The organism is Catellatospora tritici (assembly GCF_019083965.1).
Classification (GTDB): Bacteria; Actinomycetota; Actinomycetes; order Mycobacteriales; family Micromonosporaceae; genus Catellatospora; species Catellatospora tritici.
Genome location: NZ_JAHRCY010000011.1, coordinates 76,543 through 91,669, shown reverse-complemented (window position 1 = coordinate 91,669; position 15,127 = coordinate 76,543). Strand labels below are relative to the sequence as shown.

Sequence of the window (15,127 nt, the reverse complement as noted above, 5' to 3'; positions counted from 1 at the left end):
TGCCGCTGTGGACAGGCGTCTACAGTCGGTCGGGTGACAGCCGATGCCGCCTTCGCCCTTCAGGGGCTAGTGAAGAAGTTCGACACCAAGCTCGCCGTGGACGGCGTCGACCTGTCCGTCCCGGCGGGCTCTTTCTTCGGCCTGCTCGGGCCGAACGGTGCTGGTAAGACCACGACCCTGTCCATGGCGGTCGGCCTGCTTCGGCCCGACGCGGGCCGGGCGCTGGTGCTGGGCCACGACGTGTGGGCCGACCCGGTGCGGGCCAAGGCGCTGGTCGGGGTGATGCCCGACGGCGTACGGCTGTTCGACCGACTCGACGGCACCGAGCTGCTGACCTACCACGGCCTGCTGCGCGGGCTGGCCCCCGACGTGATCGACCAGCGCGTCACCGAACTGCTGGACGTGCTGGCCCTGGCCGACGCGGGCCGCACCCTGGTCATCGACTACTCGGCCGGTATGAAGAAGAAGATCGCGCTGGCCTGCGCCCTGCTGCACGCGCCCCGGCTGCTGGTGCTGGACGAGCCGTTCGAGGCGGTCGACCCGGTCAGCGGCGCGACCATCCGCGACATCCTGACCCGCTACGTCACCGGTGGTGGCACGGTCATCTTCTCCAGCCATGTGCTGGAGGTGGTGGAGCGGCTGTGCAGCCACGTGGCGATCATGGCGGCGGGCCGCATCCGCACCGTGGGCACGCTCGACGAGGTGCGCGGCGAGCACACGCTCGAGGAGGCGTTCGTCGAGATCGTCGGCGGGCGCACCGCGACCGGTTCGGAGCTGTCATGGCTCTGACCTTCGCCAAGCTCAAGCTGCGTACGCTGCGCAACGGATTCCGCGGGCGGCCCGCGAAGATCATCATGTTCATCCTCGGCCTGCTCGGCGCCCTGTTCTACGGCGGCCTGACGTTCCTGGTGTTCCTGGGCGCGATGGTGTCCGGGCATGAGGGGCTGGCGCTGGCCCCCGCGTACGGCGGCACGCTGCTGGCGCTGGCCTGGCTGCTGATGCCGCTGGTCTGGTTCGGCGTCGACGAGACCCTGGACCCGGCCCGGTTCGCGCTGCTGCCGATCCCGAAGCTGGTGCTGCTGCGCGGGCTGCTGGTCGGCGCGCTCATCGGCGTGCCCGCCGCGGCGACGCTGCTGGCCACCTCCGGGCTGGCGGTCGGCGCGGCGATCGAGGGCGGCCCGGTGGCCGGGGTGGTCGGCGCCGTCGGCGTGCTGCTGGGGCTGGTGCTGTGCGTGCTGATGAGCCGCGCGGTCACCAGCGGCTTCGCCCGCGCGCTGCGCGCCCGGCGCACCCGCGACCTGGCCGCGGTGGTGCTGGCCGTGCTGGCCGCCTCGATCGGCCCGATCCAGTACGCGGTCAACTCCGGCGCCCAGTCCATCGGCATGGACCGACTGCAGTCGATCGCCCGGGTGCTGGGCTGGACGCCCTTCGGCGCGCCGTACGTGGTGGGCCAGGACGCGATGGCGGGCCGCTGGGACGCGGTCGCGGCGCGGCTGGCGCTGACCGTGGTCGTGATCGTGCTGCTGGCGTGGTGGTGGAGCACGTCGCTGGAGTCGGCCATGGTCGGTTCGGCGGGCGACGGCGGTGGCAGCGCCGGTCCGGCGCGCGCGGGCACCCCGACGGCCAGGTTCTTTCGGCGCAGCCGGGCGCCGCGCACCGCGTACGGCGCGATGCGGGTACGGGAGCTGCGGTACTGGCTGCGCGACGCGCGCCGCCGGGCCGGTCTGATCACGTTCGCGGTGGTCGGCGTCTTCCTGCCGGTGATGCTCAACCTCGGCCCGGCCGCCGCCGACGGGCAGATCCCCGTGAGCATGCAGCTGCTGACCATGGTCGGGGTGGGCACGCTGGCCTCGGTCGGCATCGCCAACCAGTTCGGGTATGACGGCAGCGCGTACGCGGCACAGGTGGTGGCGGGCATTCCGGGGCGGTTGGAGCTGCGCGCCCGAGCCGTGGCGTACTCGTGGTTCGTGATGCCGATCCTGCTCGGCGTGGCCGCGCTGACGGTGGTGCTGCGCGGGCACCCGGGCGAGCTGCCCGCCGTGCTCGGTGTACAGCTCGCCGCGTACGGCACGGGCCTGGCCTGCTGCCTGCACCTGTCGGTGTGGGGGGCCTACTCGCTGCCGGAGAGCCAGAACCCCTTCGCCATCAACACCGGCACGGGCGTGGCCAAGAGTCTGTTCGCGATGGCCGCCATGATCACCGGGCCGCTGCTGGCCATCCCGGTGTTCCTGCTGGCGGTGCTCGGCGGCTCGGTCGGCTCGGTGCTGGCGCTGCCCGCCGGGCTGGCGTACGGCCTCGGCGCGGCCTGGCTCGGCGCGCTCACCGCGGGCGACGCGCTGGACCGGCGGCAGCCCGAACTGCTCGCGGCGGTGACGCCGAAGCGGTGAGTGGACGGTCGGCGCCCGAACACCGACGGGTCCGCAACATGAACCCTGTCGGGCAGTTGACTTAAGATTCTTCGGAATGTGTCTGAGCACACCGAATAATCAGTGGAGTTGGCGGGCACGATGCGATGTAATAGTCGGCATGAGCATCATGGACAAGATGCGGAAGAACCGCAGCGCCGAGCAGATCCACCTCGAGCGCGCCCACCGCGAGCGTGCGCAGCGCAGCCGCGCCGCCGGTGAGATGCGCGACCCCATCACCAGCGTCTTCATGCGCTGACCCGACTTTCTCCTCCTCCAAAAACGTCGCAGCCCCGCCGGCCCCGAGCCGCGCGGGGCTGCGGCGCATTCCGGTCCGGCCATACCGGTGGCGGGCGATCGGCCATAGGGACCGGTCACATCGGTGGCGGGGCCACCCGTATTCCGGTCGGGCGGCGGGACCGGTACGGTGGGCACGGCCGCCACCCCTCGGCCGCGTGACGCTGCGCAACTCCCGCGCTGTCGCCTGGAGGGGTGGCATCGAAGAGGGAGGCGTGCGCATATGACGTCCGAGGGATCGCAGCAGTCCGGCTGGCCGCCGGCTGACGCGAACGAACGGCAGGGTGGATACGGGCTGTTCGAGGCGCCGCCGGCACCCGAGGAGTTCCCGGTCTTCACCCCGTACGGCAGCCAGACCCAGTCGGACTTCCCGCCGGATTCGGCCGCCCCGTCGTCGTTCGCCGGATTCCCGGCCGACTCGGCCGCCCCCGCTCCGGCCGCCGAGGAAGCCCAGCCGTACGTGCCCGCCCCGGCCGTGGTGCCGATTCCGGGCGTACGCCACGAGATGTCCTCGGCGTTCGCCGCGCACGAGCCGTTCGTGGCGCCTCCGGCCGAGCCCGCCGAGCCGTCCTGGCAGGCCGCGCCCGCCGAGCCGCAGTGGACGCCCGCCCCGGCCGAGGCCGCGTGGCAGACCTCGCAGCCCGAGCAGCCGTCGTGGCACACCCCGGCGCCGGAGCAGCCGTGGCAGACGCCCGCCGCCGAGACCCCGTCCTGGCAGACCGCGGCCGAACCCGCCTGGAACGCCGCACCCGCGGAGCCGCAGTGGACGCCCGCCCCGGCTGAACCCGCCTGGAACGCCGCACCCGCAGAGCCCGCCTGGAACGCCGCACCCGCAGAGCCTGCCTGGCAGGCCCCGGCGGAGCCGTCGTGGCAGACGCCGTCGGCCGATCAGTGGCAGGCCGCCGCCGCGCCCGCCGAGCCGCAGTGGAGCGCCGCGCCCGCCGAGCGCCCGTGGAGCGCGCCGCCGGCCGAGCCCGCCCGCGCCGAACAGCAGTGGCCCGACTACTCCGACTTCTCGCAGCCCGAACCGGCCACGCCGGAACCGACGTCGGGCTCGGCCTCGTGGGCCGCGTTCGCGGCCGGGGACAGCCCGAAGCCCTCCGCGCCCAACGGCCCGTGGACCCCGCCGCCCGCGGTCGCCGCGTTGATGGACCCCGAGCCCGCGTACGAGTCCCGGCCCGCCAGCGCCCCGCCGTCCTACGAGGCCCGCCCCGCGAGCACCCCGCCCGCGTACGAGTCGCGTCCGGCCAGCGCACCGCCGTCCTACGAGGCCCGGCCCGCGAGCACCCCGCCCGCGTACGAGTCGCGTCCGGCCAGCGCACCGCCGTCCTACGAGGCCCGCCCCGCGAGCACCCCGCCCGCGTACGAGTCGCGTCCGGCCAGCGCGCCGCCCGCTTACTCGACGCCGGTGAGCACCCCGCCCGCCGCGACCACTCCGGTCAGCACGCCGCCCGCCGCCGCCATCCCGGTCACGCCGCCCCCGTCGGTGGCGCGGGCCAGTGTCGGGTCCGCAAGCGTCGGTTCCGCGAGCGTCGGGTCGGCCAGTGTCGGGTCCGCGAGCGTCGGCTCGGCCAGCGTGGGCGCCGCGAGTGCCGCGGTGCCCGCCAGCAGCCGCATCGCGCCCGAGGAGAACGTGTCGCTGCCCAAGCCGCCGCCGCGGGTCTACGGCTCGGCATCGGTGACGTCGCCCGCCGAAGGGACTCCGGCACCGGCTGCGGCCGCCGCGCCGACGACCGCGGCCGCCTCGGTGCCGCCGCAGGCCGCGAGCGGTGCTGCTGCCGTACCCGCGCAGGGTGCCGCCCGTGCCACCGCTCGGGCTTCGGTCTCCGCGCCCCAGGTCGCCCCGGTCGAGCCGCACGCGGCGCCGCCGATCGCCCGCTCGTCCACCGTGTACGGCTCCCGCCCGGCGCAGCCCGCCGAGCAGGCGCCGCCCATGCCGACCACGCCGCAGTCACCGCCGCCGCCCCCGCAGGCCGCCGCGGCTACGCCCGCCGCACCCGCCCGCGGCGGACGCCAGCCCGCGTACGGCGATCTGCTGCAGCCTCCGGCCGCCGCGCCGTCCGTGCCGCCATCCGGCCCGCCGCAGTCCTGGCCTGGCGGCCCGGCACCCGTGCAGACGGCGGCACCCGTCGCCCAGGCCAAGCCGCAGCAGCAGTGGGCGCAGCCCGGCAACCAGGCGCCGGTGGGCCTGGTGCCCGGACAGCGCCCGCCGGTGGACTCGCCTCCGCCGCCCGGCACCGACCAGGCCAAGTTCGACAAGTTCAAGCCGGACGAGACCGGTTCGGTCGAGCCGAAGCCGGTACGCAGCGGCCGCCTGATCATCGGTGTCATCATCGGCTGCGTGCTGCTGCTGACCGTCGCGTTCGGCCTGCTCATCGGCGTACAGAAGCTGATGTCCGACGACGGCTCGGACACCTTCGGCGTGGGCGACTGCCTGAAGCAGAGTGGCAACGCCGCGGTCGCCGCCGCGTGCGGTGACGAGGGTGCGTTCTCGGTGGTGTCGGTGACCGACAGCATCGACCAGTGCCCGGACAAGCAGCAGCCGCACGTGACTGTGGGTAGCAAGGTCCTCTGCCTCGCGCCCGGCGCGGCTGCCACCGGGACCGCGCCGTCCGTCGCCCCGTCGACGGAGCCCACGCCCTAGCAACGGAACTTTGGTGTAAGCACCGAAACGGCCCAGTGACCATGACCACTGGGCCGTTTTTTCGGTCGCGCAACGTCACCCTGGCCAGCGAGACTGGCCCCATGTTGCGCGATGCCCTGCCCGCCCGCCGCGAGGCCCGACGCCAGCTCGTCGGCACCCTCTTCTCCTCGCTCGGCCGAGGGCTGACGCTGCCGTTCCTCTACATCTACCTGACCGAGGTACGGCACCTGCCCGGCTCCAGCGTGGGTCTGGCCATCGGCTGGTTCGGCCTGCTCACCCTGTTGCTGTCGCCGCTGGGCGGCACCCTGATCGACCGGTACGGCGCCCGCCGCGTGGTGCTGCCCGCGCTGGCGATCTCCTCGATCGGCTCCGGTTCGCTGGCCCTGGTGGGCGACATCTGGCAGGCGTTCGCCTCGCTCACCGTCTGCGGCCTGGGCGGCGCGGCCATCTGGGCCGGTCAGAACACCATCATGACCACGCTGACCGGCGAGCACGAACGCCAGCGGGTCTTCGGTCTGCAGTTCGCGCTGCTCAACCTCGGCATCGGCATCGGCTCGGCGCTGGCCGGGACCGTCGTCGACGTCACCCGGCCGGGCACGTTCCAGTTCATCTACCTCGCCGACATGCTCTGCTACGCGGGCCCGTTCGTGATCTTGCTGACCATGCCTCAGGTCGGGCGGCGCTTGGTCGGCGACGAACCCACGGCCGCCGGACCAAAAGAGCGCAGAGGGTACGCCGAGGTGCTGCGGCACCGCCCGTTCCGCCGTCTCATGATCTTCAGTGTGCTGCTGACCGTCTCCGGGTACGCGCAGCTGGAGGTGGGCTTCACCGGGTTCGCGACCAAGGTCGCCGGGGCCAGCACGCGCATCGTCGGATACTCCTTCACCTGCAATACCATCGTGATCGTGCTGGCCCAGTTACTGGTCATCCGGCTGCTGCAGGGCCGGAGCCGCACTCGCGCGCTGATGACGGTCGGCGTCGTCTTCGCCGCCGCCTGGCTGGTACTCGGCGTCGCCGGGTATGTCGACGGCCGCAACACGGTGATCAGCGCCATCGGCGTGATCGCGTTCGGCGGGATCTTCGCGTTCGGCGAGACGCTGCTGTCACCGATCAACCCGGCCCTGGTCAACGAGCTGGCCAGCGACGAACTGCGCGGGCGGTACAACGCGCTGTCGGCGATGGTGTGGGGCATCTCGGCGGTGATCGCACCGGTCAGTGCCGGTCCACTGCTGGCGGCGGGGCTGGGTGGCGTATGGATCGTGCTGGTCGCGGGTGGCTGCCTGGCCGCGTCCGTGGTCGCCTACTCCCTCCGCAACCTCATCACTCCCGAACAGGACGGCCTCCTCACCCCCGCCGCGCCGCTCACCCCCGCCCCCACTCCCGCCTGAGGCCGAGGCCGCAGTTTCGGGGAAAGTGCGCCTATCCACACGTCCATTCCAGCGGTTTCCCCGAAACTGCCACCCCCGGCCTGCCCGCGTAGGGCCAAGACGCGGGGTGGCGTCGGCGGGAGGGGTTTGGACCGGGCTGGCTAGGCTTGCGCACATGGCTACGATCTCGCGGGTACGCGCACCTGAGCTGCGCGGACGGGGCTGGCTCAACACGGGTGGCCGAGAGCTCACCCTCAAGGACATACGCGGAAAAATCGTACTTCTCGATTTCTGGACCTTCTGCTGTATCAACTGCCTGCACGTGCTCGACGAGCTGCGCCCGCTGGAGCAGAGGTACGCGGACGTGCTCGTCGTCATCGGGGTGCACTCGCCCAAGTTCGAGCACGAGCGCGACCCGCAGGCCCTCGCCGCCGCCGTCGAGCGGTACGGCGTGGACCACCCGGTGCTCGACGACCCCGAGCTGATCACCTGGCAGCACTACGCCGCCAAGGCGTGGCCGACCCTGGCCGTGGTCGACCCCGAGGGTTACGTGGTCGCGTCGATGGCCGGGGAGGGACACGCCGAGGGCCTGGTCCGGCTGCTCGACCAGCTCATCGCCGAACACGAGGCCAAGGGCACCCTGCACCGCGGCGACGGGCCGTTCGTGCCACCACCGCCTGCCGACACCCTGCTCCGCTTCCCCGGCAAGGCGTTGCCGTTGCCCGACGGCCGGGTGCTCGTGTCGGACTCCGCCCGGCACAGCCTGGCCGTGCTCGACGCCGACCTGACGCAGGTCACCCAGCGCATCGGCACCGGCAGCCGCGGCCGGGCCGACGGCACCGCCGAGCGGGCCGCGTTCTCCGAGCCGCAGGGCATGTGCACGCTGCCCGAATCCGTCGCCGAGCTCGTCGGGTACGACATCGTCGTCGCCGACACGGTCAACCACCTGCTGCGTGGCGTGAAGCTCGCCGACTGGAGCGTCACCACGGTCGCGGGCACGGGACGGCAGTGGCGGTCCAGCGTGGACGACCACGCCCACGACGCCCGCGCCACCGACCTCTCCTCGCCCTGGGACGTCGCCTACTACGACGGCAAGGTGATCGTCGCGATGGCGGGCACCCATACCCTGTGGTGGTTCGACCCGGTCAAGCGCACCGTCGGGGTGTACGCGGGCACCACCGTCGAAGCTCTCCGCGACGGCCCGCTGCCCGACGTTTGGCTGGCCCAGCCCTCCGGGCTGTCCGTCTCGCCCGACGGCCGCAAGCTGTGGCTGGCCGACTCGGAGACCAGCGCGCTGCGCTGGATCGAGGACGGCGTGCTGCACACGGCGGTCGGCCAGGGCTTGTTCGACTTCGGCCACGTCGACGGCTCCGCCGACGAGGCGCTGCTGCAGCACCCGCTCGGCGTGTGCGCGCTCGCGGACGGTTCGGTGCTCATCGCCGACACCTACAACGGCGCGGTGCGCCGGTATGCCGACGGCGTGGTGTCGACCGTCGAACGGAACCTGGCCGAGCCCAGCGACGTCGTGGCGACCGCTGACGGGAACGTGCTCGTGGTCGAGTCCGCCGCGCACCGACTGATCGGACTCGCGCAGACCCTCACCGCGTACGTCGACGGCGGCCGCCACAAGGTCGAGCGCCCACCGGCGCTGTTGGCGCCGGGCGAGGTCACCCTCGACGTGATCTTCACGCCCGCGCCCGGCCAGAAGCTCGACAACAGCTTCGGCGACCCGACCCGGCTGGAGGTGTCCGCCTCTCCGGCCGAGTTGCTCCTCGACGGCGGTGGGGTCACCACAGACCTGAGCAGACGCCTGGTGCTGAACCCGGCCGTCACACGGGGTGTGCTGCAGGTGGTCGCACAGGCGGCCACGTGCGACGCCGACGCCGAGCACGCCGCGTGCCACCTGACTCGCCAGGACTGGGGCGTCCCGATCGTCATCGACGCCGAGGGCACCACCCGCCTCCCCCTGATCCTGCGCGGCCTCGACGCCGACTAGCGCTCACCGAGGGGCGACCCGCCGCCGCACGCAGCACCGACGGTGGCCTATCCAGAATGTTCTCCGGATAGGTCACCGTCACGTCAAATCGGAATCCGGTCCGGCGCGGACCGGGCCGGTGTCAGCGGATGAACGGCGTCAGCGGGACCTCGGCGTTTTCGAGAGCCGCCCGGACGGCCCGCGCCAGCACCACCGCGCCTGGCGTATCCCCGTGCAGGCAGATCGAGTCGACCGCGTGCGGCAGCACCGTCCCGTCGAGTGCGATCACCCGCTGGTCGACCACCATCAGCAGCGCGCGGGCCACCACCTCCTCCTGGTCGGTGATGACCGCCCCGGCCTTGCCCCGCGGCAGCAACGTCCCGTCAGCCCGGTATGCCCGGTCGGCGAAGCCTTCGGCGTAGGTCGGGACGACGGCATCGCCGGCGGCGGTCGCCAACGGCGAGGCCGGGGCGCAGAGCACCGGCAGACCGGTGGCCTGAGCAGCCTCGACGATCGCGTCGACGTGCGCGACGGCGTGGTAGAGCGCACCGTGCGGTTTGAGGTAGCGGACCCGGGCGCCTTCGACGGCGGCCAGCGCCTGCAGGGCGCCGACCTGGTAGATGAGCTCGTCGCGCAGCTGGTTCAGGTCGTACTCGATGAACCGGCGCCCGAATCCGGCGAGGTCGCGATAGCCGACCTGGGCGCCGACGGCGACGTCGCGCCGGGCGGCGTACGCGCAGCTGCGCCGCATCGTCTCGGCGTCCCCGGCGTGGAAGCCACATGCGACGTTCGCGCTGGTCACGACATCGAGCAGAGCTTCATCGTCGCCGAGCTGCCAGCGGCCGAAGCCTTCCCCGAGATCAGCGTTGAGATCCATGGAAGGTCACAGTAGTGCTTGGCCGCGCCCGGCTGTTGTTTCAATTCGCCCAGTGCGGCGGGCGGCTGAGCGTGGCGGGCAGCCGGGTGGACCGGTCGCCACGGGCGGCGTTGACTTGGAACTGGGTGAGGTAGACGGCCTCGCTGAGGTCGGCGCCGCGCAGGTCGGCGCCGCGCAGGTCCGCCCCGATCAGCTCGGCCCGGCGCAGGTCGGCACCGCGCAGGTCGGCGCCGATGAGGTAGGCGCCGCGCAGGTTCACCCCGCGCAGGTCGGCGTTGCGCAGACGGGCGCCGACCAGGTCGGCGCCGCGGCGGTCCTTCGGCTTCGGGCGTACGGCGGAGCGAGCCAGTTCCCCGGCCCGGACCAGGAGCGCGTTGACCTTCGCCCGGTGCGCGGCGACGTCGAGGGCCAGCAGCGTCTCCGCGTCCTGTTCGGTGAGCTGTTCCGTCTCGGCGTTGGCACGGGCGAGCTCGGTACGCAGCGGCTCTTCGGTGACCAGGTTCTGCGCGTCGGCGAGATACCACAGCAGCTCGTGCAGTTGTCGCTGGACGGGGAAGGCGGCGTACATCGCGGTGGCGGTGGCCGGGTCGTCGCGCCAGCTGCGGCCGCCGAAGGTGACCTGGGAGGTCTTCTGCCCCGCGCCAAAGCAGTCGTACACGGTGCAGCCGGTGAAGCCGCTGTCGCGCAGCCGCGCGTGGATGCCGCAGCGGAAGTCCGGGCGCAGGTTGGCACAGGGCTGTCCGGCGTCCTTGGTGAGCGCGAAGTCGGACGAGGCGGTGAACGGCAGGGCCACGCAGCACAGGCCGAAGCAGTTCGCACAGTCGGCGCGCAGGTCCGCCCGCTCCACCCTGATCTCCTCTCGCCCGGTTAGGCAGCGCGTCAAGTCTAGGTGTCATCGACTTCACGCCTTTACCTACTGATAAGTAACCTACGACGCCGTAACCTAGGACCATGACCGGCACCGCCGCACGCGCCCCACGTCTGCGCCCCGTCGACCTCGGCAAGCCGCGTATGCGCGGCTGGCTCCACGCGTACGCCTTCTTCGTCGCCCTGGTCTGCGGCGTCGTCCTGGTGACCATCGCCGCCTTCCGGCCCGGCACCGGGCCGGTGACCAGCGTCGCGATCTACAGCCTGACCGTGTGCGGGCTGTTCGGCATCAGCGGGCTCTACCACCGCCGGGTATGGAGCGAACGCGGCTACCAGACGATGCGCCGCCTCGACCACGCCATGATCTTCATCTTCATCGCTGGGACGTACACGCCGTTCTGCGTGCTGCTGCTCGACCGCGGCAAGGCGGTGCTGCTGCTGGCGCTGGTCTGGGGCGGCGCGCTCGGCGGCGCGGTGCTGTCGCTGATCTGGCCGCACGCCCCGCGCTGGGTCTCCGCCCCGCTCTACCTGGCCCTGGGCTGGGTCGCGGTCGCCGTGCTGCCTGACATCCTGCACCGTGGCGGCGTCACCGCCCTGGTCCTGCTGCTGGTCGGCGGCGCCGCGTACAGCGTCGGGGCGGTCTTCTACGCGCTGCGGCGACCCAACCCGTGGCCGGAGGTGTTCGGGCACCACGAGTTCTTCCACGCCTGCACGCTGGTGGCCGCGATCTGCCACCACATCGCCATCTACTTCGCCCTCTTTGCCTGACGCCACCCGCCACCCGCCACCCGCCACCCGCCACCCGCCACCCGCCACGGCAAGATCGCCACAGTTTCGGGGAAAGTGCGCGAATCTTGGCCGATTAAGCTGCAGTTTCCCCGAAACTGCAGCCCGCCGGTGGCACCTGGCGCGGTGATTCGGTCAGAGCAGGCAGTCGCCGCGGAGCAGCTGCAGGATGAGGTCCTGCCGTGCGGTCGCCCGCAGGTCGGCACACGGCTGCGTGGAATTGGGCAGGCCGGCCACCCCGGCGGCCACTCCCGTCACCGTGTTGTCATCCCCGACGATCATGAGGCTGCCGCCCAGTCCTCCGGCGGATTTCCGCGAGAAGGTGGTCACGTGCGTCCGGGAGGTCTGTCCCACCATCACAATCATGGATTTGGTGTGAACCCGCACGGACAACTCGAGCAGTTCCGAGTCCGTCACGGCGCGCAGGAAGACGGCAGCGGCGCCGAGTTCGGGGTAGCCGGTCTGCGGCTGCTGCGCCACACGTATCCGCCGCATCGTCAGACGGATGCTGTCGTGCAGGTCGAGGCCGGCCGAACCGGTGGCCGGCATATCCACCTGCAGATCGTCGACCTCGACGTCGTGCACACCGGAGATCGTCAGCCCCGCGTTCGGGCCGGCAAGGCGCGGTGTCGCCCCATCCGGACCGGCGACACCCCGCAGGGTGATGGGCTGGCCCGGGGCGCCGGAGCGGTCGATGGTCACGTGCTCCGCGAAACGGCCCCTGACGCGAATGGTCAGGCCCGGCCGGGCCACAGCCAGCGCCGCGCGGATCGTGCAGTACGGCGTGGCCTGGGTGCCGGTGCCCGCATCCGAGCAGCCCGACGCGACGGTGTTGTCGACGAAGACCGGCGCGGGTTCACCCGGGTCGGGCCTGGCCTCCCCGCCGGCGGGAACCGACAGGAGCAGGCTGAGCAGCAGGCACATCGAATCCGTACGCAAAGGCTCCCCCGAGGCCGGATGGGTCGACGTCGACCATCATCGGCCACCGGCGCAAGGCCTCTGTCAGGCGCGGGCGGTGTGCGCGGTGGCCAGCTTCGCGGCGTCCAGGGTGGCCCAGTCGGACTCGACCACGTGCACGGCCAGACCGCAGGTGCGCAGGCCGTCGGAGTCGCCCTCGCCCCCACCCGCGTCGAGCTGTGCCGACAGCTGTGAGATCGAAGGGTTGTGGCCGATCAGCAACACGGTCCGGCACGCGGGGTCGGCGGCGCGGATCACGTCGAGCAGGTCGTCGGCCGAACCCTCGTAGATCGGTCGCTCGTAGTGGACCGTGGGCGAGCCCGCCCCCGACAGCGCGACGGCGACGGAGTGCCAGGTCTGCCGGGTTCGCCGAGACGGGGAGCAGAGGACCAGGTCTGGTACGTACTCCTGGCTGACCAACCAGGCTCCGGCGGCGGCCGCGTCGGCGTGCCCCCGGTCGGTCAACGGCCGGTCCGCGTCGGGGATCCCGACGGGCCGGTCGGCCTTGGCATGGCGCAAAAGCACCAGAGTGCGCGGGCGCTCGACGGCGCCAGACAACGGGGCCATGTGCTCAGCTTGCCGTAAGCGGCGACCGCGCGCATCCCAACCACCGCGATCCCGGACGCCATCGGGCCGCAGGACCCCTGAACGAGGGAAGCGCGGACGGCGCTCGAGGCGCCGCCCGCGCTCTGCGGGATGGGTGCACGGGTCAGAAGGCGGCTTCGTCCAGGTCCATGGCGTCGAGCGTGGCCAGCTCCACGATGCGGCGGTCGGAGCCGAGCCGCGGCAGCACCTCGCGGGAGAAGAACCGCGCGGTGGCCACGACGCCGGTGTAGAAGGTGGCGTCAGTGGTGTTCGGCTCGGCCGACAGCGCCTTGAGGGCCACGTCGGCGCGGCGCAGCAGCAGCCAGCCGACGACCAGGTCGCCGATGGCGAGCAGCAGGCGGCGGGAGTGCAGGCCGACCTTGTACAGCGAGCGCGGGTCGTCGCTCTGCGACTCGGCCAGCCAGCCGGTGAACGTGCCGAGCATCGCCTGCACGTCGCCGAGCGCGGTGGCCAGGGCGGCGCGCTCCTCCTTGAGCTGACCGTTGCCGGTCTCGTTGCTCAGGAACTCCTGGATCTCACCGGCGACGGCCATCAGCGAGCGGCCGTTGTCCCGCACGATCTTGCGGAAGACCAGGTCGAGGCTCTGGATCGCGGTGGTGCCCTCGTACAGAGAGTCGATCTTCGAGTCGCGGACGTACTGCTCCAGCGGGTAGTCCTGCAGGAAGCCGGAGCCGCCGTAGGTCTGCAGCGACTCGTTGCCCAGGATCTCGAATGCGCGCTCGGAGCCGCAGCCCTTGACCAGCGGCAGCAGGAAATCGTTGATCTTGGCGGCGCGCCCGGCCGCCTTCTCGTCCCCGGCGAACTCGGCGATCTTCACCCGGTCCTGCCAGTACGCGGTGTAGGCGACCAGCGCGCGCAGGCCCTCGGCGTACGACTTCTGCAGCAGCAGCGAGCGTCGGACGTCCGGGTGGTGCGTGATGGTGACGCGCGGGGCGGTCTTGTCCGTCATCTGCAGCAGGTCGGCGCCCTGCACCCGCTCCTTGGCGTAGGACAGCGCGTTCAGGTAACCGGTCGACAGGGTCGCGATCGCCTTGGTGCCGACCATCATGCGGGCGTTCTCGATGATGAGGAACATCTGCCGGATGCCCTCGTGCACCTCGCCGACCAGCCAGCCCTTGGCCGGGACGCCATGCCCGCCGAAGGTGGTCTCGCAGGTGGTGGAGACCTTGATGCCCATCTTGTGCTCGACGTTGGTGACGAAGACGCCGTTGCGGTCACCCAGCTCGCCGGTCTGCGGGTCGAAGTGGAACTTCGGCACCACGAACAGCGACAGGCCCTTGGTGCCGACCGCGTGGCCCTCGGGCCGCGCCAGCACGTAGTGGATGATGTTGTCGGACATGTCGTGCTCACCCGAGGTGATGAAGCGCTTCACGCCCTCGATGTGCCAGGAGCCGTCCTCCTGCTTGACCGCCTTGGTGCGCCCGGCGCCGACGTCGGAGCCCGCGTCGGGCTCGGTCAGCACCATGGTCGAGCCCCACTTCTTCTCGACGAAGAGCTTGGCCCACTCCTTCTGCTCCTCGGTTCCCTCGACGAACAGCACGTGCGCGAAGGACGGTCCGGAGCCGAACATCCACACCGGCGCGTTGGAGCCCAGCACCAGCTCGGCGAAGGCCCAGGTCAAGGTACGCGGGGCGTTGCTGCCACCGAGGTCGCCGGGCATGTCCAGGCGCCAGAACTCCGCGTCCATCCAGGTCTTGAACGAGCGCTTGAAGCTCTCCGGCATCTTCACGGTGAACGTGGCCGGGTCGTACACCGGCGGGTTGCGGTCGGCGTCGGCGTAGCTGGCGGCCAGGTCGACGCGCGCCATGCGGTCGATCTCGCTCAGCACGCTGCGCGCGGTGTCGGTATCGACCTCCGCGAACGGTCCTTCACCGAACGGCGTCTTGAACACCTCGAACAGGTTGAACTCAAGATCCCGCAGGTTGCTCTGGTAGTGGCTCATTTTCCCGCCCTCAGCGCATTCGTTACCGACCAGTAAGGCGACTCTATTACTCGTCGGTAACTATCGACAACCCGAATCGTGCGCTTCCCTCGTCACATCTGCGTGAATTTCTGGGCGGGTCGGCCGGGCGAGTGACGCACATAGAGTGTCAAAACGGGCATAAGCAAGCCGCCACGCCGTACGGCGTCACCGAAAGCGGGTGAGGTCGTTCATCCGGGTGACGCGGGCGCCCCCGCCCGCCGGACCAGGGGAGTCAATCATGATCGAGAAGCTGCACAAGCTGCTGTTCGAGCCGCGCTACCCGGTGCGTTACGTCGGCCGCCACCGCATGGTCGGCCAGCCGTTCTCGCTGCCCCAGCTCTCGGTCTCGCTGCGGCGGTCGCGTACGACCACCGCGGCCTGAC

General features: G+C 71.7%; 13 protein-coding genes. 8 read left to right on the top strand and 5 right to left on the bottom strand.

The genetic code is table 11. From position 1 onward, the window contains the following. Window positions 1-33 precede the first annotated feature (33 nt). From KUA19_RS24600 to KUA19_RS24575, 6 genes are all read left to right on the top strand, one after another. Window positions 34-789: an ABC transporter ATP-binding protein gene (locus KUA19_RS24600; RefSeq protein WP_217399447.1), complete on the top strand. Its 756-nt coding sequence runs from the start codon at window positions 34-36 to the stop codon at window positions 787-789. After that, on the top strand, window positions 780-2,387 hold the full coding sequence (locus KUA19_RS24595) for an ABC transporter permease (protein ID WP_217399445.1): 1,608 nt from the start codon (window positions 780-782) through the stop codon (window positions 2,385-2,387). Before KUA19_RS24600 ends, KUA19_RS24595 begins: the two co-directional genes overlap by 10 nt. Before the next feature lie 139 nt (window positions 2,388-2,526). Further along, window positions 2,527-2,664 carry a hypothetical protein gene (locus KUA19_RS24590; protein WP_217399443.1) on the top strand — a complete coding sequence of 46 codons (138 nt, stop codon included), beginning with the start codon at window positions 2,527-2,529 and terminating at the stop codon, window positions 2,662-2,664. Window positions 2,665-2,925: 261 nt separating this feature from the next. Continuing rightward, entirely contained in the window at window positions 2,926-5,346 is a 2,421-nt protein-coding gene (locus tag KUA19_RS24585; protein WP_217399440.1) for a hypothetical protein, read from the top strand. Between the two features lie 101 nt (window positions 5,347-5,447). After that, window positions 5,448-6,734 carry an MFS transporter gene (locus KUA19_RS24580; protein WP_217399438.1) on the top strand — a complete coding sequence of 429 codons (1,287 nt, stop codon included), beginning with the start codon at window positions 5,448-5,450 and terminating at the stop codon, window positions 6,732-6,734. Window positions 6,735-6,888: 154 nt separating this feature from the next. After that, window positions 6,889-8,709: an NHL domain-containing thioredoxin family protein gene (locus tag KUA19_RS24575; protein WP_217399436.1), complete on the top strand. Its 1,821-nt coding sequence runs from the start codon at window positions 6,889-6,891 to the stop codon at window positions 8,707-8,709. Window positions 8,710-8,830: 121 nt separating this feature from the next. Here KUA19_RS24575 and KUA19_RS24570 read toward each other — a convergent pair whose 3' ends face one another. Beyond that, entirely contained in the window at window positions 8,831-9,565 is a 735-nt protein-coding gene (locus tag KUA19_RS24570; protein ID WP_217399434.1) for a LamB/YcsF family protein, read from the bottom strand. Between the two features lie 40 nt (window positions 9,566-9,605). Beyond that, a complete protein-coding gene (locus KUA19_RS24565; RefSeq protein WP_308167618.1) occupies window positions 9,606-10,412 on the bottom strand; it encodes a pentapeptide repeat-containing protein in 807 nt (268 codons plus the stop codon). A gap of 104 nt (window positions 10,413-10,516) precedes the next feature. Here KUA19_RS24565 and trhA point away from each other — a divergent pair, with 104 nt between their 5' ends. Next, the gene (trhA, locus tag KUA19_RS24560; RefSeq protein WP_254550046.1) at window positions 10,517-11,200 is read left to right on the top strand and encodes a PAQR family membrane homeostasis protein TrhA; all 684 of its coding nucleotides are present in this window, start codon (window positions 10,517-10,519) and stop codon (window positions 11,198-11,200) included. Window positions 11,201-11,353: 153 nt separating this feature from the next. On the opposite strand, the gene KUA19_RS24555 is transcribed toward trhA, so the two are convergent. The 3 genes from KUA19_RS24555 to KUA19_RS24545 form a co-directional block, all read right to left on the bottom strand. Beyond that, on the bottom strand, window positions 11,354-12,142 hold the full coding sequence (locus KUA19_RS24555) for a right-handed parallel beta-helix repeat-containing protein (RefSeq protein ID WP_217399432.1): 789 nt from the start codon (window positions 12,140-12,142) through the stop codon (window positions 11,354-11,356). Window positions 12,143-12,220: 78 nt separating this feature from the next. Next, a complete protein-coding gene (locus KUA19_RS24550; protein ID WP_372451845.1) occupies window positions 12,221-12,733 on the bottom strand; it encodes a SixA phosphatase family protein in 513 nt (170 codons plus the stop codon). Between the two features lie 151 nt (window positions 12,734-12,884). Continuing rightward, window positions 12,885-14,723, bottom strand: coding sequence for an acyl-CoA dehydrogenase (locus KUA19_RS24545; protein ID WP_217399428.1), 1,839 nt, complete (start codon window positions 14,721-14,723; stop codon window positions 12,885-12,887). A 259-nt stretch (window positions 14,724-14,982) separates the two neighbouring features. Between KUA19_RS24545 and KUA19_RS24540 the strand changes: the two genes are divergently transcribed. Further along, window positions 14,983-15,126: a hypothetical protein gene (locus tag KUA19_RS24540; protein WP_217399426.1), complete on the top strand. Its 144-nt coding sequence runs from the start codon at window positions 14,983-14,985 to the stop codon at window positions 15,124-15,126. The last annotated feature ends 1 nt before the right edge of the window (window position 15,127 follow it).